Annotated in this window: 24 protein-coding genes; 15 read left to right on the top strand and 9 right to left on the bottom strand. The window is 64.9% G+C overall.

Annotated features, from left to right (window positions below; genetic code table 11):
• Positions 1–70: 70 nt before the first annotated feature.
• On the bottom strand, positions 71–1,723 hold the full coding sequence (locus tag ACODS2_RS02165) for a class I adenylate-forming enzyme family protein (RefSeq protein ID WP_488997376.1): 1,653 nt from the start codon (positions 1,721–1,723) through the stop codon (positions 71–73).
• A 302-nt stretch (positions 1,724–2,025) separates the two neighbouring features.
• On the opposite strand from ACODS2_RS02165, the gene ACODS2_RS02160 reads away from it, so the two are divergent.
• From ACODS2_RS02160 to ACODS2_RS02150, 3 genes are all read left to right on the top strand, one after another.
• Positions 2,026–2,685 (top strand): TetR/AcrR family transcriptional regulator, encoded by a 660-nt coding sequence (locus ACODS2_RS02160; RefSeq protein WP_488997375.1) that lies wholly within the window; start codon positions 2,026–2,028, stop codon positions 2,683–2,685.
• 156 nt (positions 2,686–2,841) lie between these two features.
• On the top strand, positions 2,842–3,762 hold the full coding sequence (locus ACODS2_RS02155; RefSeq protein WP_488997374.1) for an SDR family oxidoreductase: 921 nt from the start codon (positions 2,842–2,844) through the stop codon (positions 3,760–3,762).
• A gap of 28 nt (positions 3,763–3,790) precedes the next feature.
• Positions 3,791–4,549: a glucose 1-dehydrogenase gene (locus ACODS2_RS02150; protein ID WP_488997373.1), complete on the top strand. Its 759-nt coding sequence runs from the start codon at positions 3,791–3,793 to the stop codon at positions 4,547–4,549.
• A 135-nt stretch (positions 4,550–4,684) separates the two neighbouring features.
• Here the strand turns inward: ACODS2_RS02150 and ACODS2_RS02145 are convergent, their stop codons facing one another.
• Both ACODS2_RS02145 and ACODS2_RS02140 read right to left on the bottom strand, forming a co-directional pair.
• Positions 4,685–6,028 (bottom strand): aromatic ring-hydroxylating oxygenase subunit alpha, encoded by a 1,344-nt coding sequence (locus ACODS2_RS02145; protein WP_488997372.1) that lies wholly within the window; start codon positions 6,026–6,028, stop codon positions 4,685–4,687.
• Positions 6,029–6,116: 88 nt separating this feature from the next.
• The gene (locus ACODS2_RS02140) at positions 6,117–8,609 is read right to left on the bottom strand and encodes a TonB-dependent receptor (protein WP_488997371.1); all 2,493 of its coding nucleotides are present in this window, start codon (positions 8,607–8,609) and stop codon (positions 6,117–6,119) included.
• A gap of 337 nt (positions 8,610–8,946) precedes the next feature.
• Here ACODS2_RS02140 and ACODS2_RS02135 point away from each other — a divergent pair, with 337 nt between their 5' ends.
• The 4 genes from ACODS2_RS02135 to ACODS2_RS02120 are packed head-to-tail and all read left to right on the top strand — an operon-like array spanning position 8,947 to position 12,045.
• Complete coding sequence (locus ACODS2_RS02135; protein WP_488997370.1) at positions 8,947–9,516, top strand: nuclear transport factor 2 family protein; 570 nt, start codon at positions 8,947–8,949, stop codon at positions 9,514–9,516.
• 17 nt (positions 9,517–9,533) lie between these two features.
• Positions 9,534–9,836, top strand: a complete 303-nt coding sequence (locus tag ACODS2_RS02130; RefSeq protein WP_488997369.1) for a putative quinol monooxygenase — start codon at positions 9,534–9,536, stop codon at positions 9,834–9,836.
• Positions 9,837–9,844: 8 nt separating this feature from the next.
• Positions 9,845–10,141: a putative quinol monooxygenase gene (locus tag ACODS2_RS02125; RefSeq protein ID WP_298172648.1), complete on the top strand. Its 297-nt coding sequence runs from the start codon at positions 9,845–9,847 to the stop codon at positions 10,139–10,141.
• Positions 10,142–10,158: 17 nt separating this feature from the next.
• The gene (locus tag ACODS2_RS02120; protein WP_488997368.1) at positions 10,159–12,045 is read left to right on the top strand and encodes an outer membrane protein assembly factor BamB family protein; all 1,887 of its coding nucleotides are present in this window, start codon (positions 10,159–10,161) and stop codon (positions 12,043–12,045) included.
• Between the two features lie 61 nt (positions 12,046–12,106).
• On the opposite strand, the gene ACODS2_RS02115 is transcribed toward ACODS2_RS02120, so the two are convergent.
• Both ACODS2_RS02115 and ACODS2_RS02110 read right to left on the bottom strand, forming a co-directional pair.
• Entirely contained in the window at positions 12,107–13,381 is a 1,275-nt protein-coding gene (locus ACODS2_RS02115) for a cytochrome P450 (protein WP_488997367.1), read from the bottom strand.
• Positions 13,378–13,965, bottom strand: coding sequence for a carboxymuconolactone decarboxylase family protein (locus tag ACODS2_RS02110; RefSeq protein WP_488997366.1), 588 nt, complete (start codon positions 13,963–13,965; stop codon positions 13,378–13,380). The genes ACODS2_RS02115 and ACODS2_RS02110 overlap by 4 nt, the downstream gene beginning before the upstream one ends.
• 132 nt (positions 13,966–14,097) lie before the next feature.
• Between ACODS2_RS02110 and ACODS2_RS02105 the strand changes: the two genes are divergently transcribed.
• The 6 genes from ACODS2_RS02105 (at position 14,098) to ACODS2_RS02080 (ending at position 18,760) form a co-directional block, all read left to right on the top strand.
• Positions 14,098–15,420, top strand: a complete 1,323-nt coding sequence (locus ACODS2_RS02105; protein ID WP_488997365.1) for a cytochrome P450 — start codon at positions 14,098–14,100, stop codon at positions 15,418–15,420.
• Positions 15,417–15,818 (top strand): putative quinol monooxygenase, encoded by a 402-nt coding sequence (locus tag ACODS2_RS02100; RefSeq protein ID WP_298172666.1) that lies wholly within the window; start codon positions 15,417–15,419, stop codon positions 15,816–15,818. The genes ACODS2_RS02105 and ACODS2_RS02100 overlap by 4 nt, the downstream gene beginning before the upstream one ends.
• On the top strand, positions 15,815–16,333 hold the full coding sequence (locus ACODS2_RS02095) for a nuclear transport factor 2 family protein (protein ID WP_298172669.1): 519 nt from the start codon (positions 15,815–15,817) through the stop codon (positions 16,331–16,333). The genes ACODS2_RS02100 and ACODS2_RS02095 overlap by 4 nt, the downstream gene beginning before the upstream one ends.
• Positions 16,334–16,540: 207 nt before the next feature.
• Entirely contained in the window at positions 16,541–16,720 is a 180-nt protein-coding gene (locus tag ACODS2_RS02090; protein ID WP_298172673.1) for a YgaP family membrane protein, read from the top strand.
• A gap of 49 nt (positions 16,721–16,769) precedes the next feature.
• Positions 16,770–18,059, top strand: a complete 1,290-nt coding sequence (gene serS, locus ACODS2_RS02085) for a serine--tRNA ligase (protein ID WP_488997364.1) — start codon at positions 16,770–16,772, stop codon at positions 18,057–18,059.
• Positions 18,059–18,760 carry a peptidoglycan DD-metalloendopeptidase family protein gene (locus ACODS2_RS02080; protein WP_488997363.1) on the top strand — a complete coding sequence of 234 codons (702 nt, stop codon included), beginning with the start codon at positions 18,059–18,061 and terminating at the stop codon, positions 18,758–18,760. The genes serS and ACODS2_RS02080 overlap by 1 nt, the downstream gene beginning before the upstream one ends.
• Here ACODS2_RS02080 and ACODS2_RS02075 read toward each other — a convergent pair.
• A complete protein-coding gene (locus tag ACODS2_RS02075) occupies positions 18,750–19,112 on the bottom strand; it encodes a DUF1761 domain-containing protein (protein ID WP_298172682.1) in 363 nt (120 codons plus the stop codon). The two genes, ACODS2_RS02080 and ACODS2_RS02075, sit on opposite strands and share 11 nt — an antisense overlap.
• Positions 19,113–19,233: 121 nt before the next feature.
• On the opposite strand from ACODS2_RS02075, the gene rimO reads away from it, so the two are divergent.
• Positions 19,234–20,625, top strand: a complete 1,392-nt coding sequence (rimO, locus tag ACODS2_RS02070; protein WP_488997362.1) for a 30S ribosomal protein S12 methylthiotransferase RimO — start codon at positions 19,234–19,236, stop codon at positions 20,623–20,625.
• 186 nt (positions 20,626–20,811) lie between these two features.
• On the opposite strand, the gene ACODS2_RS02065 is transcribed toward rimO, so the two are convergent.
• Positions 20,812–21,375, bottom strand: a complete 564-nt coding sequence (locus tag ACODS2_RS02065) for a TetR/AcrR family transcriptional regulator (RefSeq protein ID WP_488997361.1) — start codon at positions 21,373–21,375, stop codon at positions 20,812–20,814.
• A 163-nt stretch (positions 21,376–21,538) separates the two neighbouring features.
• Here ACODS2_RS02065 and ACODS2_RS02060 point away from each other — a divergent pair, with 163 nt between their 5' ends.
• A complete protein-coding gene (locus ACODS2_RS02060; RefSeq protein WP_488997360.1) occupies positions 21,539–22,120 on the top strand; it encodes a hypothetical protein in 582 nt (193 codons plus the stop codon).
• 165 nt (positions 22,121–22,285) lie between these two features.
• Here the strand turns inward: ACODS2_RS02060 and ACODS2_RS02055 are convergent, their stop codons facing one another.
• Together ACODS2_RS02055 and ACODS2_RS02050 are read right to left on the bottom strand one after the other, a co-directional pair.
• Entirely contained in the window at positions 22,286–22,903 is a 618-nt protein-coding gene (locus ACODS2_RS02055; RefSeq protein WP_488997359.1) for a ribosome-inactivating family protein, read from the bottom strand.
• Between the two features lie 346 nt (positions 22,904–23,249).
• Entirely contained in the window at positions 23,250–24,683 is a 1,434-nt protein-coding gene (locus tag ACODS2_RS02050) for a glutamate synthase subunit beta (protein ID WP_488997358.1), read from the bottom strand.
• Positions 24,684–24,699 lie beyond the last annotated feature (16 nt).

Below are 24,699 nucleotides of genomic sequence, written 5' to 3'. Positions count from 1 at the left end.
TGGCGCGGCGGTTGTGTGTGATGCCTCGACAAGCTCAGCATGAGTGGCTGTGTGTGGGGGGGGGTGAGGCTCACCCCAGCCCCAGTTCCTCGATTAGCCCGGCGCGCAGCTTGAACTTCTGGATCTTCGAAGTCGACATCGGCCACTCGCTAACCATTCGCACATGGCGCGGGATCTTGAAGCCCGCGAGCTTGCCCTTGCAATGCGCGATCAACTCCGCCTCGTCGGTCGAAGCACCCTCGGCCAATTCCACAAAGGCCGCCGCCACTTCGACATAGCGGTCATCGGGAATGCCCACGACTTGCGCCAGCTTCACCGCCGGATGGGTCTGCAGCATGGATTCGATTTCCGCCGCCGCGACATTCTCGCCGCCGACCTTGAGCATGTCCTTGGTACGGCCATGGAACATCACGTTCCCGCCCACATCCACCGAGCCGACGTCGCCGGTGTAGAACCAGCCACCACGAAGCGCCTCGGCGGACTTTTCCGGCGCGTTGTAATAGCCCTTCAGCATATGCGGCCCGCGCAGCACGATCTCGCCGCGCTCGCCGGCACCGCAGTCACGCCCGGTTTCGGGATCGACGATGCGCATCTCCCAGTCCTCGAGCGGGAAGCCGCAACGCCCCGTGCGCACCTCGAAGCTGTCGTCCAGCCGACTCGTCGAAACCGTGCCCGCCGCTTCGGTCAGGCCATAAGTGCCCACCTGGATCGTGTGCGGCATCGCGGAAACCACAGCGTCCTTGATCCACGCCGGCTGCACCGCGAAGTTCGAATTCATCACGCGCAGCTTCGAAAGATCGGTGGTCTTGAAGGTCGGGTGATTGATCAGATCCTGCATGATCGTCACGAAGCTGGGGTACGCAATCGTCGCCCCTTCCGCGCCCAGCATCGCCAGCGCCTGCCCCGCCTCGAAATGCGGCACGGTCATGTAGACCCCGCCCAGATCGAGGATCATCGTCATCGGCAGGATGCCCGCGATGTGGAAGATCGGCAGCGGGGACCACACCTTGTCTTCGGCCGTGCAGAGGTAGCGCTTGCCGAGGTTCCGGCTGTTGCCCACTTGCGCGCGGTGCGAGATCAACGCGCCCTTGGGGTTCGCCGTTGTCCCGCTGGTATAGAGGATCATCGCGATGTCCTCTGCATCGACATCGTCGATCCGCCGGTCGATCAGCGCCGCTTCGGTGCCCTCGCCCAGCGCCAGCGCCTCGTCCACCGGCAGCATCCCGTCCGCGCCTGCGGCATCAAGCGAGATGATCGTGTGGAGCATCGGCGCTTCATCCAGGCTCAACCCCCGCGCCGCGTCCGCTTCAGCCAGCGATGGCAGTGCAGCACGCACTCGGTCGCGGTAGTCCAGCCCCTCGGCCACATGCCCTGCGGTCACCAGCACAACCAGATCGGCATCGCGCACCAGATAGGCGAGCTCGTGCGATTGATACCGGGCATTGATCGGCACGGCGACCGCACCAGCCATCGCAATGCCATAGAAAGCCTCGATAAATTGCGGGCATGTCGGCATGAACAGGCCGACGTGCTGGCCCGGCTGCACGCCCAGCGCGATCATCGCCGACGCCCAGGCCCTCGCTGCAGCATCAAGGTCTGCATAGCTGATGCGCCGATCGGGGAAGACCACTGCCTCGCGTTCGGCAAAGGCCTGCGCCGAAGCGCGGATCATGCCGCCCATGGTAAGCACAGGTGCAGTGGCGATTGGCTGCGCGTCGGTCATGCATCCCCCGGCCTGACAGGCCCTTATTGGTCTTGATGCGGAGATACACAGGATGCTGAAAAAGACAATCATATCTGTCTTTTTCTGCGCGATGCGTTACGCCTTGAACCAGCACGGCACGGAAGTGCAGTGCGGCTGATTCGATGTCTATCATGCCATCGGCAACCAGCCGCCGCGATGCAGGCCGGGGTACTTGTCCCCGAACCGGTCGAGGCAGCGGTTTTACGAGGCATGAAAACGCATTAAGGGTGTTTTCAAGGCGTACCGGACCCGGTGCGCAGCGGTTCAGGCAAGTAAAACGCATGGCTCTATCACGCACGCGGGCGGCACGGCCCGCCCCTCGGCCCCTACGCCCGGCGGCTGATCGCACGCGCACTCTGCAGGCAGCCAAGGCGGCCCAGACGCGTGCCCGCCTGATCGACGCAACGGTGCGCTGCCTCGTCAAATACGGTTATGCCAACACGACTACGCCCAAAGTGGCGGAAGAAGCCGGCCTTTCGCGCGGGGCGATGGTCCACCACTTCGAGAACGGCTCAGCCCTGATCAAGGCGGCGATCACGGAACTGCACGAAAAGCGCCTGCGCGCCTTCCGCCGCGCGGCTGACCGGCCCGAGCACGAGGTCACCGATCTCGTCGAAACCTACTGGCGCCAGCTTCAGAAGCCCGCGTTCATCGCGTTCCACGAGCTTGCGGTCGCCGCGCGCACCGATGCCGATCTCGCCTCGATCCTTTCGCCCCTGCAGGACGAATTCCGTGAAAAGTTCAACGCGCAGGCGGAAGCGCTTTTCCCCGAATGGCTCGGCTCGCCCAACTTTGCCCTCGCGATGACGCTCTCGCAGACGATCCTCGAAGGCATGGCGATCTCGCTGCAGACCGGCGGCATGGAACCCGCGCAGGTTGAGCCGATGCTGCGCCATCTCGAAGCCCAGATCCGCGCGCTCGCTCCTGCCGCCAAGGACTGATTGGCGGCGCGTTTGCGGGAGTGGGAGAGCCCCCACCAAGTCCCCGCGCGCCCTGCGCAAATCGAGGCTGCGGGGCACAAATCAAAATCAAACCTGTTTGTTTTTTCTGTGCGGGTGTTCTAGCTATGCGAGAACGAACGAATGGGGGATGAACCGTTGAACGCGCCCGATATACATACCCCGCGCATCTTCCGTCCCGAACCCGGCGATCCCGGCCGCCCCAAGCGCGGGCTTGATGAAGAGGCGCTGCGCACGCAGCAGACGATCTTCCGCGAGGACCTGCTCGACGGGCACACCATCCTGATCTCCGGCGCTGGTAGCGGCATGGGCAAGGCCGCCGCGTTTCTCGCCGCAAAGCTTGGCGCGAACGTCGCGATCTGCGGCCGCACGCGTGAAAAGCTCGATACCACCGCTGCGCTGATCCGCGAGGAAACCGGGCGCGAGATTCTCTGCCTCGAGGCCAATATCCGCGATCCCGAAGCGGTTGAGGCGATGATCGGCGCGGTGCATGATCACTTCGGCGGCCTCGATACGTTGGTCAACAATGCGGGCGGGCAGTTCCCGCAGGACGCGATCGATTTCAGCCGCAAGGGCTGGCTCGCGGTGATCGACACCAACCTCAACGGCACCTGGTGGATGATGCAGGAAGCCGCCAAGCGCTGGCGTGCGGATGGCAAGCCGGGCCATGTCATCAACATCGTCGCCAATGTCGAGCGCGGCATGCCGCAGGCCGCGCACACCTGCGCCGCGCGCGCGGGGGTGATCTACCTTTCGAAGACGGTCGCCACCGAGTGGGCGCCCCACAATATTCGCGTCAACTGCATCGGCCCCGGCGTGATCGAGACCGAGGGTTTCCGCATGTATCCGGAAGAAGCGCTCGCCCGCTTCCACAAGGCCAACCCCTTGAAGATGCGGGGCAATGCCTGGGATGTGGCAGAGGCGATCGCCTATCTCGCCAGCCCGGCAGGCCGCTTCATCAACGGCGATCTCATGATCATCGATGGCGGGCAGGCGCAATGGGGCGTGATCTGGCCGGCCGGAATGCCGGACTATTTCTCGGAAGACGGCGCGGCCTGAACCGCGCGGGCAAGACAGGAGAGCGAATATGGGCCGGCTTGAAGGCAAGGTGGCACTGGTCACCGGCGGCGGATCGGGATTGGGCGCGGCTGATTGCGAGGCGCTCGCCGCCGAGGGCGCCAAGGTCGTCGTCACCGACGTGAACCTAGCCGCCGCGCAGGCTGTTGCGGATCGCATCGGCGAGAATGCCATGGCGCTGGCGCTCGATGTCGCAGACGAGGCGCAGTGGATTGCCGCCTATGCCGCAACCGAAGAGCGCTTCGGCGGGCTGCATGTGCTGGTCAACAATGCCGGCGTCGTGCTCAATGCCGATGTCGAGGACACCAGCCTCGACAAGTTCCGCTGGGTCAATGCGATCATGATCGACGGCGTGTTCCTTGGCATGAAGCACGCGATTCCCTTGATGAACAAGAGCGGCGGCGGCTCGATCATCAACATGTCATCGGTCGGCGCGCTGCTCGGCTATCCGATCTTCTTCGCCTATTCCGCCGCGAAGGGCGCGGTCCGTTCGATGAGCAAGTCGGTCGCGGTGATGGCGCAGGTCAAGGGCTACAAGATCCGCTGCAACTCCATCCACCCCGGCGCGATCGAGACGCCGATGGTCCAGCAGGCCGAGGGTCGCCCGGGCGAGGCGAAGGACATCCCCGATGGCGTGCTGCCACATGGCTCGCCCGGTCACCCCAAGGATGTCGCCGCGCTCGTGGTATTCCTCGCAAGCGACGAAAGCCGCTACATCACCGGCGCCGAACTGGTGATCGACAACGGGCTGACGATCCGGCCGTTCTGAGGGCTAGGCGCCACCACGCACTAGCTAAACTTTCGTCATTGCGAGCGAAGCGAAGCAATCCAGAGCGTCAGTGCACGACCGCTCTGGATTGCTTCGTCGCTACGCTCCTCGCAATGACGAAGTGTGGAGTGGCCCTCAAGCCCCCATCAGCCTATCCAGCTCGGCATGGAAGTGCCGCAGCCGCCCTTCCTGCTCGCTCCACAGCGGCCCCTTGAACCCGCGCGAACGTGCACCTTTCTGCACCACCGGCAGCAAGTCGCTGTCCTGATCGAGCACTTCACCCAGGCATGGCGGCTCGCCCAGCCTCGTGTGGATCACATCCGGGCGCGTGCGGCCCGAAAGATCGACATCCTCGCCCATCCCCATCCACGCCGGGGCCGAGTAGCCGGGCGCATCGACATGGCGGTAGAGGATGATCGTGTCGTAGGTGAACTGGTTCGGGTCGGTGGGATGCGGCAGGAAGCGGTGGAGGAACACAGCTTCAGGATGGCAGCCGATCTGCACGTTCGGAAACACCGAGTAGACCACGGAGTCCGAAAGCTGGCTGTCGCTGAACCGCTCGTAGCGCAGCCCCAGCTCGTCGGACCGCTTGCGCTTGGCTTGCTGCACGGCGGTGCGGGTCTCGCGCGCGGAGCCTTCGTAGCTTTCGGGGTCGATGCCTGCATCGCGCAGCATCATCTGGATGCCGGGATTGACGCTCTCCTGGTCGGGGAAGCGCGGACTCGGCTGCGCAAAGGGTACGAACTGGCGGCTGAGCCCGCCCGGCCACAAGTCGATCTGGGTGCGATCATCCATCAGGCACTGCGTCTGCGGATGGACGGCGTGGAGGTGATAGATCTCGGCGAAAGCATCCACCCCGCCCTTCCAGTTCGATCCCCAGTCCGACCGGCGGTGCTGCACCACGTACATCTGGTCGATCTCGTAGAGCTCGAGCTGCGGCAGGATCGGCCCGAGAAACTCGGCGAGCGGCTTGATCTCCGGGTCCATCGAGACGAACACGAAGCCTGCCGCAACTTCGCAGCGCACCGACGAAAGATCGGTGCCGTGGCACAGCACTTCCGGCCGGAAGGTCTCTTCATCGGTGATCGCGGTGCACTTGCCATCAAGTGCGAACTGCCACGAGTGGAACGGGCAGGTAAACTGGCCGACGGAACCGAGATCGGCGCTGACGAGCTGGCTGCCCCGGTGCGGGCACACGTTGTAGTGCGCGCGGATCGTACCATCATCATCGCGCACCACGATGAAGCTCTCCGGCCCCACATCGAACTTCATGAAATCGCCCGGCTCGGGAATGTCAGAGAGCGGACCGGCCAGCAGCCAGCTTTTCGCGAACACCTTGTCCCATTCCTCTGCGGCGTAGGCGGGGCTCACATAGCGGTCCGGCGCCGGGCGGGCGGTGCCGTTATCGATCCGCGGCGCCCGTGCATCGAAGGGAAAGCGCTTGCCGGTGTGAATATCCCAGAGGTCCAAGGCGTTCATTGTCGTTCCCGATCATGATTGCGGGCCGCCATCGGGTTTCCCCACACGACGGCCCGCAGGCTTTTCAGTCTTGCCGCATGTTCCCTGCTCAGGGACCGCGGAACTTCACGCCGACTTCGACGCCGAAGTAGCGCGGCGCGCCGAAGTTGGAATTGAGCCACAGGCCCGCCACGTTCTGCGAGGCGATCCGGTAGCGCTCGTCCGTCAGGTTCCGGCCGATGGCCTTGACGTAGTACTTGTCGTCGATCTGCGAGAGCGTGAGCGAGGCGTTCACCAGCGTACGCGCGTTAAGGAAGGTGTTGCCGTCGATATCGGTGATCGACTGTGTGTTGAGGTTCTTCGCCGTATAGGCCGCCGAAGCGTTGGCGATGATCTTGTAGTTCGAACCGAGCGGCACTTCATAGGCACCGTCGATCGTCCACTGCCATTCCGGCGCGCGGTCCAGCGGTGCGTCGGCGAGGTTGTAGCCAGCGCCGGCGGCGGTGTACTGGTTGTACTTGCCGTTCTGGTAGCCGAGCACGCCGCGCAGGGTGAAGCCCTTGAACAGGCGTGCGGTCGCTTCCGCCTCGATGCCCTTGACCGTGGCGCTCGCCGCGTTGACGAACAGCGTGACCTGGTTCGGGTTGCCATTGACCACGATCGGCACGTTGAGCTGCTTCTGCAGATCCTTGTACTTCACGTAGAAGCCGGTGAGGTTGAAGCGCAGGCGGTGATCCCACAGCTCGGTCTTGATGCCAGCTTCGAACGAATCCGCCGTTTCCGGGCGCGTGGCGCGCGCCGCTTCACGGAAGGCGTCAAGGTCGGTCGCGAAGGCCGCGAAGCCGCCGATCTGGTCGTTGAACCCGCCGCTCTTGAAGCCGCGCGAGTAGTTCGCATAGGCGTAGATATCCGGCGTTGCCTGATAGCCAAGCGTGATGCGCCAGGTCGGCTTGTTCGACTTGTTGTTCACCGTCACCACATTGGCCGGGAACTTGAACACGCTCGCATCCAGCGCCTCGTTGATCTTGATCGTGGGATCGAAACCACCGCCAAGCTGCGGGATGAACGCCTGGTTGCGGCCATACCAGGTCTTGTTTTCCCAAGTATAGCGCATGCCGCCGGTCAGCGAGAGTTCGGGCGTGATCTTGTAGGTGCCCTCGGCGAAGACCGCCTTGGAATTGGAGCGCTGCGCGTTGCACAGGATGTAGGGCGTGTCGTTCCAGTTGCCGAAGGGCAGCGGCCCTGCGGTCAGATCGAGGAAGCCGAGGATCTGCGCAACGCAGAAATCCACCGTCTCACGCTGGTAGAACCCGCCGATCACCGCATCGAATGCAGTGCCGGTGTTGGTGGCAAAGCGCAGTTCCTGCTGGAAGGTCTTGCGATTGTCGTCACGCGTCGCATCGAAGAACGACAGCGGCGTGCCATCCTTTCCGATCGGCGCAGCGCCGGCATAGGAGTTCGGAATGCGCGAAAGCTGGCGGCGCCAGCCGGTAACCGAAGTCAACTTGCCGAAATCGAGATCGTAGTCGGCATTCAGATAGAAGCCGTCCACGGAAATCCGCTGGCCATTCTTCATCTTGATCAGGCCGTCCTGACGATAGGTCACGGCCGCATTGTCGAGCGGATCGCTGCTGGCCGGGTTCTGGCGGATCGTACCAAGCGCGTCGGTGGCGAAGCCGCCCGTACCCTTGTACAGGTAGTTCTCGTTGACCGAGGGTACCGTCTGCGAACGGTCGCGCAGCCATTCATACTGCGCGAGGATGTGCAGGCGGCTGGTCGGCTCCCACAGCAGCTTGCCGCGCAGGTTGACCACATCCTTGCCGCCGGCGGACTTGCCATCAAGGCAGCCCGTCTGGCCGAAGAAATTGCTCGTCGGCAGACCGCCGACCGGGCCGTAGCAGGCGCCGTTCTTGTAATATCCGTCCGACTTCTCGGCACCGGCCACAATGCGCAGCGCCATGTTGTCGAAGATCGGCACGTTGGCAGCGAGTTGCAGGCGCTTCGAGCCGAACGAGCCGATCTCGACGCGGCCGTCGACGCCAACGACACCGAGCTCGGGACGCTTGGTGCGCACCGTCACCGCGCCGCCGGTGGTGTTCTTGCCGAACAGCGTGCCCTGCGGACCGCGCAGGACTTCCACTTGCGCAATGTCGAACGTGTCGAGAAGCTGGGTCTGCACCGAAGGCACCACGAAGTCGTCCACGAGGACCGCGACCGGCGGCTCGAAGTAAACGATGATCGAGGTCTGGCCGACACCGCGCATCGCGAACGAGGCGGCATTGAAGTTGGTGATCGTGTTCGCCGAGAAGTTCGGCACGAAGGCGGCGAGATCACCGATATCGCGCGGGCTCGACTGGCGGATCAGGTTGGCATCGACCGCAGAGACCGCGACCGGGGTGCGCTGCAGGTTCGAACTGCGCCGCGTTGCCGTCACCACGATTTCGCCCAGTCGATCGCTTGCCATGTCATCGGCGCTGGACTGCGCCTGGCCTGCTTGCAGCTGCGCCGCCTGAGCCTCATCATTTGCCAGAGCTGGCGTTGCCAGCATCGCTGCAGCCATTGCGCCAAATGCCGCCGACCAGCGAAGGTCCCTCAGTGCCATCCCCATCTCCTCATGCCCCGCATTCGTGTGCGGTGTGGGCTCAAGGATAGACTCCGGGGCGTATTTTGCAAGCAGACATGTATGTTTTTTTAAAGAGGCGGGATGCCCTTCGGGAGCACCAGCGCGATTTGCCCCGCACCTCGCGAATGCCCCCGCGTCCAGCCCAGCAAACGGCGCATCTGCGCCGACCCGCCGCGCCCAGGCTGCAATCCTCGGATCAGATATGTGGGCGGCGGCAGCCTCCAAACATTCATGATTGTTTTCAGGCCAAGGCCCGGTATCATGATCACAAAGCAGGGCCGCGCGAAGCGGTCTGCGGGAGAGAAAGCACAGCCGCATGCCTGATCTTGAGGCGAGCCCAGGGGCCGATCTGGAAAAGCGTATCGCGCGGCTGGAAGCCGAATCGCAGATCCGCCAACTCGTCGCGCGCTACAGCTTCGATATCGATGATCGCCGCACCGATGCGGTACGCGCGCTGTTTGCCGATGATGCCGTGCTGCGCTCGCACGACGGGGTGATGCACGCGGCCGGGCCCGATGCGATCATGGCGCAGTTCGATGGCCGCTTCGCCGTGCTCGGCCCCGGCCACCACGTGATGCACGATATCCAGATCGATTTCGTGGACGACGAGACCGCCACCGGCCGCGTCGCCGGCCATGCCGAATTGATGCGTCATGGCCGGATGATGGTCGCCTCGATCCGCTACGATGATCGCTACCGCAAGACGCCCGCAGGCTGGAAGTTTGCCGAGCGCGTGATCGGCTTTCTCTACTACGTGCCGGTGGAAGCCTACCCCGGCATCCTCGCCCGGCCTGATCGCAACCACGCCTATGCCGAGCCGAAGCTGGCCGACTACCCCGAGCGGCTGCCCAGCTGGATTTCCTATGAACAGGCCCGCAAGGCCTGAACCCCGAAGGACCCCCAATGGCCTTTTCCTTCCTTTCCCGCTTCCGCATCCGCGCCGACAAGGAAGCCGAATTCATCGCGCTCGCCAAAGAGATGGAAGCGCTCGCCCCCGGTGAGCCAGGCACCCTCTCCTATCAGTTCTACCGGCTTGCGGAGCCGGGCATGTTCGCGGTCTACGAACGCTTCACCGATGAGGAAGCGGACAAGGCCCACGGGGCGTACCCCCACAACCAACCGCTGATCGAGCGGATGATCGCCTGCATGGACGGCTCCTACACGCGCGAACTGCTCTACGATCTCGAACCCGCTGCCCAAGGCTGACTGACACCATGACTGCAAAGAGCTTCATCGCGCAGCTGCGCACCAAGCCGGAAAAACGGGATGAGCTGATCGCGCTCCAGACCGAGCTCAAGAAGCTGGTGTTCGAGCACGAACCGGGCGCGCTGGTCTACGAACTGTTCCAATCAGAAGAAGACCCGGACCTGTTCCAGTGTGTCGCCACCTTCCGCGACGATGCGGCGTTCGAGACGCACATGCACATCGATTTCCACGACCGGCTGGTGCCGCCCGTCCTCGCCTGCCTTGCCGAAGACATGAAGCTTTCGTTCTACCGTTCGCTCGATTGAGATTGGGGTCTCACACCATGCTGTTCAAATCCAGCCGCATTGCGGTCCTGTCCGGCCTCGCTGCGCTGGCACTCGCCGCTGGCCTCAACGCGGCCACGCCCCAACGGATCAAGTCGACCGAAGACATGAATTCCCGCGCTGGCCCCTCGATCAATCCCGAAACCGCACCGGGCCGCCCGATCTTCGAACGGGCCTGCGCGATGTGCCATCTCGGCGGCGTGCCCAAGGCGCCCTCGCCCGGCTTCCTCGCGATGCTTGCGCCCGATGCTATCGTCACCGCAATGACCAGCGGCGTGATGCGCCAGCAGGCCGCGAGCCTCACCCCGGCGGAAAAGATCCAGGTCGCCGAGTATCTCACCCGCACGCCCTACGCCTCCTACCAGCGCCCCGCCCCGCCGCCGCGCTGCAAGGGCGCCGCCGCCAGGTTCGACATGACGGACGTGCCGGCCGATATCGGCTGGGGGCATGACAACCGCCGCTTCATCCCCGCCGGGATCGCCGGGCTCGCCAAGGCCGATGTGCCGAAGCTCAAACTCAAGTGGGCCTTCGCCTATCCGGCCGCGACCCACATCCGCTCGCAGCCCACGATAGGTTGGGGAACGCTCTTCGTCGGCAGCCAGGACGGCACCGTCTATGCCTTCGATCCGGACACCGGCTGCACCAGATGGACCACGCGCCTCAGCGCCGAAGTGCGCACCGCGATCGTGACCGAAGCTTCGACCAAGCGGCTCTATTTTGGTGATCTGCTCGGCAAGGTCCACGCGCTCGATGCCATGACCGGCAAGGAGCTCTGGGCCAGCAAGATGAGCGATCATGCCGATGCCACGATCACCGGCACGCCCACCTTGGGCGGCGGGCTGCTCTATGTGCCGGTATCTTCGCTTGAGGTCGTGCAGGCCGGCAACCCGGCCTACCCGTGCTGCACGTTCCGCGGCTCGGTCGTAGCGGTCGATCCGGAAACAGGCGCTGAAAAATGGCGCGCCTACACCGCCGGGCAGCCGGTGCCGCAGGGCAAGACCGTAGACGGCACCCAGATCCTCGGCCCCTCCGGCGCACCCGTATGGAACAGCCCGACCTATGACGCTGCCACCAACCGCGTCTACTTCGGCTCGGGCGAGAACTATTCCACCCCCGCCGATGATGGCTCCGACGCGATCTTCGCGGTCGATGCCCGCACCGGCGCGCGCGTCTGGCATACCCAGCTCACCCTCGGTGACGCCTGGAACGTCGGCTGCATGATGGGCCTCGGTTCGTGCCCCAAGGAAGGTGGGCCTGACTACGACGTCGCCGCCTCGCCGCTTCTCATCGATACCGGTACCGGCGCCAAGATGCTCGTCATCGGCCAGAAGTCGGGCCAGGCCTGGGGTCTCGATCCCGATAGCGGCAAGGTCAAATGGATGACCCGGCTTGGCCACGGCGGCACGCAGGGCGGCGTCCACTTCGGCATGTCGGCAGAGGGCAACCGCGTATTCGTCCCCATCAACGACATGGCCGATACCGGCGACGCACGCCTCTATGATCCCGCGATCCGCGGCGCGGGCCTCCACGCTCTCGATGCCGCTACCGGCAATGTGATCTGGCAGGCCAAAGCCAAGGACAATTGCGAGGGCCGCAAGTTCTGCGATCCGGGCATTTCCGCCGCCGTCACCAGCATTCCGGGCGTCGTATTCGGCGGCCACCTCGATGGCATGCTGCGCGCCTATGATGCCGATAGCGGCGCGATCCTGTGGCAATACGACACCACCCAGCCGATGACCGCGATCGGCGACCAGACGGCCAAGGGCGGCTCGATGAGCGGCCCCGGCGCTGCCGTGTGGAAGGGCAAGGTCTTCGTGAACTCGGGCTACGGCATGTACAGCCACGCACCCGGCAATGCGCTGATGGTGTTCGAAGCCGCGAAGTAAGCGGCAGACGCAAAAAGGGGGCTGGCGGCACACACCGCCAGCCCCCTTTTTTGTGCGAAGCTTAAGGCTTCTTCACCTCGAACTCGATATGCAGCGCCTTCAGGCTGCGCAGCAAGAAGTGCGGGTGGACCGAAAAGTCGTTCGCCCCGTCAGCGAAATGCATATCCTCGAACCGGTCGACCACCGCCTGGAAGCCCCACGCCAGCTCCCGCCGCGCGAGCGGCGCGCCGAGGCAGTGGTGCGTGCCTGAACCAAAGCCCATGTGCGCGCCCGCCTTGGGCCGGTCGAGATCGAGCTTCTCCGGGCATTCGAACACCCGCTCATCCCGGTTCGCGGCGGCAAAGCGCACGTTCACCAGCGCGCCCTTGGGGATCACGGTGCCTTCCAGCTCGGTGTCCTTCGCGCAGAACCGCATCAGGCTCTGCACCGGCGATTCCAGCCGCACCACTTCCTCGACGAAGGTCTTCATGTAGCGCTCGGGATCGGACTTCAGCTTGCGCCAGACGTCCTTGTTCTCGATCAGCAGCTTCATCCCAGCCGCGAGCGCGTTGGTCGTCGTCTCGCTGCCGCCGACGAAGGTATCCGCCATCATCTCGGCATGCAGCTCGTTGTCGCTCAGCGGCCGCCCCCAGCCCTCGATCACGGTGTTGACCAGCACGCTGATCAGCGAGTCATCAGGCTTGTCGCGCAGCCGCTCGAAGATCGGCTGGAAATAGTGCTGCGCCTCGATCTCGCGGTCGACCATCTCGATTTCGTCTTCTTCGGGCAGCATCATCGAGATGCGCTTGAAGAAGGCGTCGGTCCAGCGCTTGATCTTCCACATGTCCTCGCGTTTTGCGCCCATCTGCTCGCCGATGATGTAGAGCGGCAGCGGCACGCAGAACTGGCTGACCCATTCGCAGCGCCCATCCGCCACGAAGCCATCGATCAGTTCATAGGCGAGCGTTTCCACCAGCGGATCGATCTCCTTGATCCGGCTCGGCTTGAACGCCTCGTTGAACATCGCGCGCATCTGCTTGTGGTTCGGATCATCGCGCCCGCTCAGCGTCGGCTCGGGCAGCCAGCCGCGCTCCTGAAACCGCGCCACCACTTTCTTCTGCCGCTCGACATTGGCGGAGAGCGTCTGCAGCCCGATGCTCTTGGGGCTGCTCGGGAACGTCTCGGAATCGAGCAGCACCCGCCGCACGTCCTCGTAGCGCGTCACCACATACATGTTGGTGCCCGGCTGGCGATAGGCCGGGGCCTGATCCCTCAGCGTGCGATAAGCGTCATAGGGGCACTGCTGCACCGCAGGGTCGAACAGGTTGATCCCCAGCTCGTCCGCACCATCACTCATCGCACAACCACCCGTTCCTCGCCCCAGGGCGCAACCACGCCCTCCTGACGGAACGCATCGGGCAGTTCCTCCACCATGTGCAGTGTCGCCGCGAGCCGCCCGAAACCGACGAAAAACGCGCAGGTCATGCCGAGTTCGACAATCTCCGACTCGCTGAAATGCTTGCGCAGATCGGCATACATCGCCTCATCGATGCGCAGATGGTCGGTCGCCATCGCCTCGCCAAAGCGGATCGCCGCCTTCTCCGCCGGGGTCAGGTTCTCCGCTTCCTGCGGCCGCTCCAGCGAGCAGACGAGGTCCTCGGTCACGCCGTCTTCCAGCGCATCGGTATACCGGATCGCCATGCAGCTGCGGCACTGGTTGAAGAAGGCGACACGCAGCCGCACCAGTTCCACCAGCTTCTCGGGCAGCTGGCGATGGACTTTCAGCGCTCCGGCAAACTGCATCATGCCCAGCACCTGATCGGGACAATGGGCGAGGAAACGGATCATCCCCTGCTCGATCTCGGTCCGGTCTTCCGGCTTCAGCGCGGCGCGCAGGCGCGGATCCCAATCCTCCGGGGCAATCTTGGCGACGCGGGTCATGGTGCAGTCCCTTCCGTCCAGCGCTGCCATCTGGTGGTCTTGGCAAAAGTGAGCATGGCAGACCCCGCATTGGTCATGCACCATCCCCCCAACAACAACTGGCGATTTGAATAGAGCCAGGGGAGAGAGGCCATGCGCCACGTCAATCACGAACTGAGCCCGATGGCGTGTCCGCGCGCGCTGGCGGATGTCGATCTGTTCTCCCCCGGCGCTGCCGAGCACTGGTATGAGGCCTATGCAATCCTCCATGCCGAGGCCCCGGTGCTGCGCCTCCCCGGCGAGGGACTGGCTCCGGACCGCGACGCCTTTATCCTCTCGAAATACGAGGATATCGCCCGCGTCGTGCGCGATTGGGATCGCTATCCGCCCACGCTCTCGCTGCTGCTCGAGGCCCGCAAGGCCGATCCCGCCTCGGTCCGCGCGATGCCCGATATCGACGCAATGGTGAAATCCATCGCCTCGCTACGCCCCAATCCCGAACTGTGGCGCGCGCACCGCCAGCAGTTAACCGATCCGTGGGTCGGCCCTGGCGCCAAGCGGCACGAGGCGATGATCACCGGCCATGTCGATGCCCTGATCGACGCATGGATAAGCGGCGAGCAATTTGATTTCGTCGCCGATTTCGCCCGCCCCCTGCCCCAGCGCACAATGGCCAGCGTGCTCGGCTTCCCGCTGGAGGATGTGAAGGACCTCGAGATCTGGGGCAACGCGCAAGTCATGTCCTATGTCCACGGCTGCGGACACAACAACGTGCTCACCCCCGAGCAGAGCGCCGAGAAGTTCCGCCTGCTCGCCGGTTTCTCCGACTACGTCCGCGATCACGTCCGCCGCCGCCGCGCCAATCCGGGCGAGGACATGATCAGCTACCTCACGCAGGTCCACTACGAGGCGTTGGATCGCAAGCTGACCGACGACGAGATCGACGGCATCGTCTACGCGATGGTCATCGGCGGACTGGAGACCACGCAGTACGCCCTCGTCGAGCAAGCCCAGCTGCTGATCGAGCGCCCCGGCCTCTTCGCAAAGCTCAAGGCCGACCGCGGACTTATCCGTCCCTTCACCGAGGAAGGCATGCGCCTGCGCTCCCCCACGCAGGGCCTCTCCACCCGCATCACTTCGCAGGACGAGGTCTTCCAGGGTGTCGAGGTTCCGGCCGGCTCAACGCTCCACCTGCGCTGGGGCGCCGCCAACATCGATCCCGACGAATTCGACGACCCGCTCGACCTCAAGCTCGACCGCGCTGCCGTCACCCGCCACCTCGCCTTCTCGGCCGGCCCGCGCGTCTGCCCCGGCACCGGCCTCTCGCGGCTCGAACAGACGATCGCCTGGAACCGCCTGTGCGACCGCCTCGCGAGCCTCGACTACGCCCCCGGCAACACTTTCCTGCACCAGCCGGGCATCATGCTCGGCACGCTTGCGCTTCACTGCACTTTCCAAAGGGAGCCCGTCCAATGACCACCCTTCTCGCGCACATCAAGATCAAGCCCGGCTCGGAAGCCCAATGGGAAGAGATCATGGCCGACATGATCCACCAGACGTGGAGCACCGAAACCGGCGTGAAGCGCTACGAATACTGGAAGGGCGAGGCGCCAAACCTCTACTATTGCCTGCTCTCGTTCGATGACAAGGTGGCCTTCTATCGCCACCAAATGTCGCCGCACCATGAAGGCCACGATTTCGCCGCCGTGCTTGAAGACATCCGCCTCGAATATGTCGATCCGGTCAAGGGCTCCGGCGGCGGCCTCCCCGCCACGATCGATGCGCCGCTCCCCGCCGATGCCGACGCCGACCTCAAGACCGCCCAGGAACGTTTCCCGATCACCATTCCCGCATGGTGGAGCGGCCGCGCATGAGCGCTGCGACGTCGCTCGACGAGCTCCTCGCCAAGGATGCCATCGCCGACGTCCTCGCACGCTATTCGCGCACGCTAGACTGGCTCGATGATGAGGGGCAGGCGAGCTGCTTCTGGCCCGACGCTGCCATCGACTACGGCTTCTTCAAGGGCAGCGCAGCCGATTTCCTCCCCGTCGTCATGGCCATCGAACGCCGCAGCGCGCGGCGCTGGCACTTCCTCAATACCCCCGCGATCCGCTTCACCAGCGCCGCCCACGCCGAAGTCGAAACCTACGGCCTTACCGCCGGGGCACGGCAGGGCGAAGACGGCACTTACGCCGGCACACTCTACGGCGGGCGCTACCTCGATGCCTTTGAAAAGCGCGGCAGCGAATGGCGGATATCACGCCGCGATTACGTGCTCGATTGGTCGCACCCAATCCCCGATCAACCGGTGTTCGATCCAAACGCGGCCTTCCCGCTGCCGATCCTCGAAGTGCTGCAAGGCGGCCATCCGCAATATCGGGCGCTGTAAAGCCCAAGGCCCACCCTTCGTCATTGCGAGGAGCGCAGCGACGAAGCAATCCAGAGCGGTGATGCGCTTCCGCTCTGGATTGCTTCGCTACGCTCGCAATGACGAAGGGATGGATTGAGAAGCCACCCCCTTTGATCCGCATCAATGTCCGCCCCCTCTCGGGCAGGCATAAGCCCTCCACACCAAGCCAAGTGGAGGACCTGACCCATGTTCCAGAGCAATGTCGGTGATGTCGACCAAGTGATCCGTCTGCTGCTCGCCGCCATGATCATCGTGTTCAGCCTGATCCTCGGCCACCCCCTGATCGCGCTTGTGGCCATCGTGCCGATCGTGACCGCCTTTGCCGGCGTGTGCCCGCTCTACAGCGCGCTCGGCCTGCACACCTGATCGCCACACACTTGCTCCGGGCGCTGGCAGACGGCATAGCGCCCGGACCATGCATGACATCCGCCTGATCCGCGAGAACCCCGCCGGGTTCGACACCGCCCTCGCCCGCCGCGGCGTTGCCCCCCAGTCGGCAGCGATCCTCGCGCTCGATACCGCACGGCGCGATGTCGCCACGCGGATGCAGGAAGCGCAGGCCCGCCGCAACGAGGCGTCGAAGGCCATCGGCGCCGCCATGGGCAAGGGCGACAAGGACGCGGCGGAAGCGCTCAAGGCTGAAGTCGCCGAACTCAAGACCGCGCTCCCCGCGCTGGAAGAAGACGAGCGCCGTCTCACCGCCGAGCTCAACGCCGCGCTTGCAGCCCACCCCAATCTCCCCGCCGATGATGTTCCGGAAGGTGAGGATGAAGCCGGCAACGTCGAAGTCAGCCGCTGGGGCACGGCGCGCAGCTTCGAGTTTCAGCCGAAGGAACACGCCGATCTCGGCCCGCCGCTCGGCCTCGATTTCGAGACCGGGGCGCTGATCGCAGGCGCACGCTTCAGCTTCCTGCGCGGCCAGATGGCCCGCCTCCACCGCGCGCTCGCCCAGTTCATGCTCGATCGGCAGACCGGCGAGAACGGCTACACCGAGTGCAACCCGCCGCTCATGGTGAAGGACGAAGCTGCCTTCGGAACCGGCCAGCTTCCCAAGTTTTCCGAGGACTTGTTCAAGACGACCGATGGCCGCTGGCTGATCCCCACGGCCGAAGTCAGCCTCACCAACTCTGTCCTCGGCCAGATCCTCGCCGATAGCGCCCTCCCCTTGCGCCTCACCGCGCTCACCCCTTGCTTCCGCTCCGAAGCTGGCGCGGCGGGGCGTGATACGCGCGGGTTCATCCGGCAGCACCAGTTCGAGAAGGTCGAGCTCGTCTCTATCGCGCGGCCCGAGGATTCGGACGCCGAGCACGAACGCATGACCGAAGCGGCGGAATCGATCCTGCAGGCGCTCGATCTCCCCTACCGCAAGATGCTGCTCTGCGCGGGCGACATGGGCTTCACCGCGCGCAAGACTTATGATCTCGAAGTCTGGCTGCCCGGGCAGGGGGCGTTCCGGGAAATCAGCTCCTGTTCCAACTGCGGCGATTTCCAGGCCCGGCGCATGAACGCGCGCTATCGGCCAGCTGGGGACAATATGATGATTGGCCCTAGGTTCGTCCACACGCTCAACGGTTCGGGCCTTGCCGTCGGTCGCACGCTCGTCGCGGTGCTGGAAAACTACCAGCAGGGCGATGGCACGGTCGAGGTGCCCGAGGTGCTCAAGCCCTACATGGGCGGCGTGACCCGCCTCGTCGCGCTCGGCTGATGGCGCGGCTCCGGCTGGTTGCGGCGGCACTGCTGCTTCTGGCAGCAAGCCCTTCCGCACAAGCCCAGCCCGAAAACCTGCTCGATAGCGCGGGGCCCTACACCGTCCGGGCGGGTGACAGCTTCAGCGTGATCGCGCAGCGCATGGGCGTCAGCATAGAAGCGCTCGCCGCCGCCAACCATCTGCGCGCGCCCTATATCCTGCGCGTCGGGCAAGTGCTCAAGCGGCCCGCTACGGATAGCACGCCCCGGCGCGCCAACCCGCCCTCCGCCCCGGCCCGCAAACCCGCACCGCCGCCTGCCAGCCGCGAGGCCGGCGCTCCGCGCCTCGCCTGGCCCACCTCCGGCGCGGTCACCGCGAAGTTCGGCGCCCCGGTCAAGGGCCTGCCCAACAACGGCATCGACCTCGCCGCCTTCGCGGGGATGACCGTCCACGCCGCTGCCGCCGGCAAGGTTGTCTTCGCCGGGACCGAACCCGAGCGCTTCGGCCAGCTGATCCTGATCGACCACGGCGGCAGCTGGGTCACTGCCTATGCCTACCTCGGGCAGGTCCGCGTCAAGGAAGGCCAGACGGTCAAGGCCCGCCAGATCATCGCCCGCATCGGCAAGAGCGGCGAGGCCAAGCGCCCCGGCCTTCACTTCGAACTGCGCAAGGGCACGTCCCCGCGCAACCCGGCGCTGTATCTTCCGATCAGGCTTTGAACAGAAAGAACACGAGGCCCATCAGCAGGTAGCTGGCGATCCAGAACGCCGCGCCCCGGACCACTTTTCCCGCCGAAGCCCCGGCCCGCGCCTCGCCAATCGCCAGCGCGGGCGCCACGAAGGCGAGCGCCAGCCCGCCCGACATCATGAAATAGAGCCACGGCTTCACCGCCAAAGTCGCTGCGCCGACCCGCGCGAACATGTGCCCCATCATGGAGGCCGTCAGCAGCAGCAGCGCGCCCGCCAGCACCACCTGCGCTGGCCGCCGCGCCGCCGGGCCGTGCCAGATGAGCCCAAAGACGAGCGCGGCCAGTGCCGCCGCAACCACCGCCACCCAGTTTACCGGACCCATTGCATTCTCCTTGGCTGCAGCGCCGCGTCCTACACCCTTCGACAAGCTCAGGGTGAGCGGGAAATGGGGAAAGTGCGCGGACCCGTGACGCGCCGCCAAATATCGCGTAAGCGCCCCCGCCATGGCCACCACACCCATCATCCTTCCGGACGCCCCCAAAGTCGGCATGGTCAGCCTCGGCTGCCCCAAGGCGCTCGTCGACAGCGAACGCATCCTCACCCGCCTGCGCGCCGATGGCTATGCCATGAGCGCGGACTATGCCGGGGCGGATGTGGTGCTGGTCAACACCTGCGGGTTCCTCGATTCGGCAAAGGAGGAAAGCCTCGCCGCGATCGGCGAAGCCATCGCCGAGAACGGCCGCGTGATCGTGACCGGGTGCATGGGCAACGAAGCCGAAGCCATCCGCGCGCGCTTCCCCAGCGTCCTCGCCGTGACGGGCGCGCACCAGTACGAAGCCGTGGTCGAAGCCGTCCACGAAGCCGCGCCGCCTTCGATCAGCCCTTATGTGGACCTGATCCCGCAGGCCGATCCGGGCGACGTCAAGCTCACCCCGCGCCACTACAGCTATCTGAAAATTTCCGAGGGCTGCAACCACGCCTGCGCCTTCTGCATCATCCCGAGCCTGCGCGGCAAACTCGCCAGCCGCCGCATCGATGCCGTGCTGCGCGAAGCCGAGAAGCTGGTGGCCGCCGGCACGCGCGAACTGCTCGTCATCAGCCAGGACACTTCGGCCTACGGCGTCGATGTGCGGCATGAGACGCGGCAGTGGAAGGGGCGCGAGGTCCGCACCCACATGACCGACCTCGCCCGCGAACTTGGCCAGCTGCGCACGCCGGACGGTCACACGCCGTGGGTGCGCCTCCACTATGTCTACCCCTACCCCCACGTCGATGCCGTCATCCCGCTGATGGCCGAAGGGCTGCTCACGCCCTACCTCGACATCCCGTTCCAGCACGCCAGCCCCAGCGTTCTCAAACGCATGAAGCGCCCCGCCAACGAGGCCAAGGCGCTCGAACGCCTGAAAGCATGGCGCGCGATCTGCCCGGACATCACCATCCGCTCCAGCTTCGTCGTCGGCTTCCCCGGTGAGACCGAGGCGGACTTCCAGTACCTGCTCGACTGGCTCGACGAAGCGCAGCTCGACCGCGTCGGCGCGTTCCGCTTCGAACCCGTGGCGGGCGCCGCCGCCAACGACCTGCCCGATCCCGTGCCGGAGGAGGTCAAGGAAGAACGCTACGCCCGGATCATGGCGAAAACCGAAGCTATCAGCGCCGCCAAGCTCGCCGCCAAAGTTGGCCGCACCGTGCGCGTGATCATCGACGAAGTTGGCGACCCCGACGAAGACGGCGACGTGGGCGCCACCGCCCGCAGCCAGGCCGACGCGCCGGAGATCGACGGCGCCGTCTACCTGCGCAACGTGCCCGCCGATCTGAAGGCCGGAGACTTCGCCGAAGTGCTGGTGGAGGATGCCGACGCGCACGACCTGTTCGGGGTGATTTTGCCCGCAAGTTGACACGGTTGACACAGTCCTGAGCGAAAACTCACGAGCCCCCGGCAGACCCGCCCCTCTGCGCCGGAAGGTGCGGGAATCGTTGGATAACCGAGGCATGGGCATGACCATCCGAGGACCATGCCGCAGGTGCCTACCTGTAGGACAGCGGTTTATATCTGACGCGCGCGTCTGTTATTCGTTCCCCGGTCAGTCCCCGATCCCGTCCGCAAGGGTGTGGAGCATCGCGAAGAATGCGGTGTGGTCCGCCGGCGTGAAGGGCCCCATGCGCAGGGCATTGCACAGCCAGTAGCCATCGAGCGCGGTGCGGACCGCGAGGGCCAGTGCATATTCCGGGTGGGCGCGATGCTGGGCTAGGCGCTGCTGCATCATGCCGCCGAAGGGCGAAAGCAGCTCAGGCTCGTTCGCCGCTGCGGAAAGCAGCGCGGCAGCCATGCCTTCGACCTTGGGATCGGGCGTTTCTGCCAGACGAATCCACCCGTGAATCTGGGCCTTGAGGCCGGGGCCCGCAATGCGCTCGACCACGACCGAATCCGCCTCGAACACCGCCAGCAGCCGGTCCAGCATCGCCTCGATCAGGTGCCGCTTGGTGGGGAAGTGATGCAGCACCCCGCCCTTGCTCACCCCGGCGCGCGCCGCAACCGCATCCATGGTGAGGTGCGCCGCCCCGGTATCGAGCACCAGCGCCTCCGCCGCATCGAGCACGGCTTCGCGCCGCGCGCCGGGGCCTTTCCGCTTGGGGCTATCTGCCATGATCGTTCCTTACCTGGGTGCGCACCATAGCTGCGAGCACGGCGGGATCAACGCCGGTGGGAAAAGGCTGGCTGATTCCCTGTACAGTCTATATAGACGGTTTTAGAGATTATCTGGACTGATTCGATACCCGCCTCATCCGCTCCCGCTCGAAAGGTCCGCCATGCGCCTTCGGATCGAACCGTTTCTTTATGCGATTGCCGCCAGTGCCGCGGCGGTGCTGCTCGGCCAATGGCTGGGGCACGATCCTCTGCAGCGCGCGCTCTACATGGTGCGGTTCACCGCGCGCGTCGGCGTGCCGCTGGTGCTGCTGATCTACACCGCCTCCTCGCTCCACCGCCTGTGGCCCGGGACCTGGACGGCATGGCTCAGCCGCAATCGCCGCTCGCTCGGCCTCAGCTTCGCGCTGACGCACACGGTGCATCTGGCCGCCGTATTCAACTATATCGCCCAACCCGGCAGCCCACCACAGCCTGCTGCCGGGATCGTGGGCTATGTCTTCATCTATCTGATGGCCTTCTCATCGAACCCCGGTTCGATGAAGCAACTGGGCCAATGGTGGCACCGCCTGCACACGGCGGGCGTGCAGATCGTGTTCCTCTACTACCTTGCCGGCTACGCCTCGATGCTGGCTGAACCCGAACTGCGCTCGCTGGGCCTGACAGTGGTGCCGCTGCTACTCGCGGCGCTGGGGGTGCGGATCGCGGCATGGCGGGCGCGGCGGGTGGCTGGCGGAGTGGCTTGAACGCGGGCTGGCAGCATGCTGCTCGCAACCTCGCGTGATCCGCATAAGGCCGAGAACAAAGGACGCTGGCGCAACGTGTAGGGCGATGGCCCTTGCCCGCCGGAGGCTCCACTTTCATGATCCGCAAACCGATCAGGACGCGCGCCCGGAGCGGAGCGGCTTTCATCAACCGTGTGACGTGAAGACCTTGTTGGGCGTCGTGCCGGCTACGCGTCCACCGCTCGACAGTTCCGACCAGTTCTGGACGTAGGCGCGCAGATCGCGGAAGTTGAAGGTGGCGCCGTTGCCTTTGCACACCTCGACGATGCGATCATAGACGATCGTGAAGCGGATCGCTTCCGACACGCAGAAGACCATCGTTGCCAGATGTTCCTTGAGGTGCAGGTCGTTGCCGCCCGCGAAGGCGGCGAGGGTGGTCACCGATTGGACGATGTCCTTTTTCGCGCGCGGTTTCTTGGCGATGTCGGTGCCCCCATCGGTAAAGATGCCCAAGCTGTTGCTGCCGACATAGCTGCACCCGAAGCGAAGTTCGTTGGCGCCGTTGTTCTCGTCCTTGAAGTAGAAGGTTCCGTTGCCGTTGCGGAACCCCTTGCAATAGAGGCCTGATTCCTTGACCAGCATCGTGATCTGCGCCGCGCCAGTGGCGACGACATTGATATCGACCATTGCGGTGGAGGCCACACGTTGCACCCGGTGACCGCCGGGCACCGTGCTGGCATCGGTCACGAGCAGCGCGAGCGCCTTCATGTCTTGCGGGTAAGTGTCGAGACGAAGGTCTGGCATGGCGAACGAGCTCCCGCTTGGCGCAAACAGCGAGCGCTCCGTGGAGCCGGAGCCGCTGGATGACCGACGATGTTGCGCGAACCCGTTAGTAATGTGTGGCTTGATTATCAGTCCCGGCGCGGGCTGTCATGGCAAAAACAGGCTGCGGAATGGCGGACAAGCTGCGGCGCGCAGGCGGGAATGCGGTGTGGTTGGCGTGGGGATGGCGCTGACAGGGTGATGGGATGCAGGGGCGATGGCCCTTGCCCAACGGAGGTTGAATTACCCCTCCGTCAGCCCTGCGGGCTGCCACCTCCCCATTTGTCCCTTCGACAAGCTCAGGGGAAAAATGGGGAGGATCAATGGGTCAGCGCGGGAGTTCGGTCACGCCCATCAGGGCTTCGTCCACGGCGCGGGCGCATTGGCGGCCTTCGCGGATGGCCCAGACGACGAGGCTCTGGCCGCGGCGCATATCACCGCAGGTGAAGATGCGTTCGTGGCTGGTGTGGTAGTCGGCGGTGTTGGCCTTCACGTTGCCGCGCGCATCGAGTTTGACGCCGGACTGTTCGAGCAGGCCCTGCTTGCGCGGGCCGGTGAAGCCCATGGCGAGGAAGATGAGATCGGCGGGGATGACGAAGGTGCTATCGGGCACTTCTTCCATCTTGCCGTTCTTCCATTCAACGCGGACGCATTCGAGGCCGGAGACGTCGTTTTCACCGAGCACGCGCTTGGTGAGGACGGCGAATTCGCGTTCGACGCCTTCTTCGTGGCTGGAGGAAGTGCGCAGCTTGAGCGGCCAGTTGGGCCAGGTCAGCGCCTTGTCCTCTTTCTCGGGCGGCCGCGGCATGATTTCGAGCTGGGTGACCGAGAGCGCGCCCTGGCGGTTCGAGGTGCCGACACAGTCCGAGCCGGTATCGCCGCCGCCGATCACGACGACGTGCTTGCCGGTGGCGAGGAGCGAGCCGCGCGGGGCGGCGCGGATTTCATCGTCTCCGGCGACGCGCTTGTTCTGCTGGGTGAGGAATTCCATGGCGTAGCGCACGCCGGGGAGTTCGAAGCCGGGGATGCCGATGGGGCGCGGATCTTCGGCGCCGCCGGCGAGGACGACCTTGTCGAAGTTTTCGAGCAGGCTGGCGACCGAGACGGTGACGCCGACTTCGACCGAGGTGCGGAACTCGACGCCTTCGGCCATCATCTGCACAAGGCGGCGGTTGATGAGGTGCTTTTCGAGCTTGAAATCGGGGATGCCGTAGCGGAGCAGGCCGCCGACGCGGTCAGACTTTTCGAACACGGTGACCGAGTGCCCGGCGCGCGCGAGCTGCTGCGCGCAGGCAAGGCCTGCGGGGCCGGAGCCGACGACGGCGACAGTCTTGCCCGTCTTGTGCGCGGGCACCTGCGGTTCGATCCAGCCTTCCTTCCAGCCCTTGTCGACGATCGAGCATTCGATCGACTTGATGGTGACGGGCTGGTCGACGAGGTTGAGCGTGCAGGCGGCCTCGCACGGGGCGGGGCAGATGCGGCCGGTGAACTCCGGGAAGTTGTTGGTCGAGTGGAGATTGTCGAGCGCGGTGCGCCAGTCGTTCTCGTAGACGAGGTGGTTCCAGTCCGGGATCTGATTGTTCACCGGGCAGCCGTTGTGACAATACGGAATGCCGCAGTTCATGCAGCGCGCCGCCTGGCCCTTGAGCGTGCTGTCGTCATGCGGGATGACGAACTCGCGGTAGTGCTTCAGACGCTCCTGCGGTGCGTCGTAGGAACGATCCTTGCGATCGATTTCGAGGAAGCCGGTTGCCTTGCCCATGTTCTTGATACCTTGA

It is taken from the genome of Novosphingobium sp. FG137 (genome assembly GCF_057809735.1).
The sequence above is the reverse complement of the archived record's forward strand: the minus strand, read 5'-3'. Positions and strand labels throughout refer to the sequence as shown.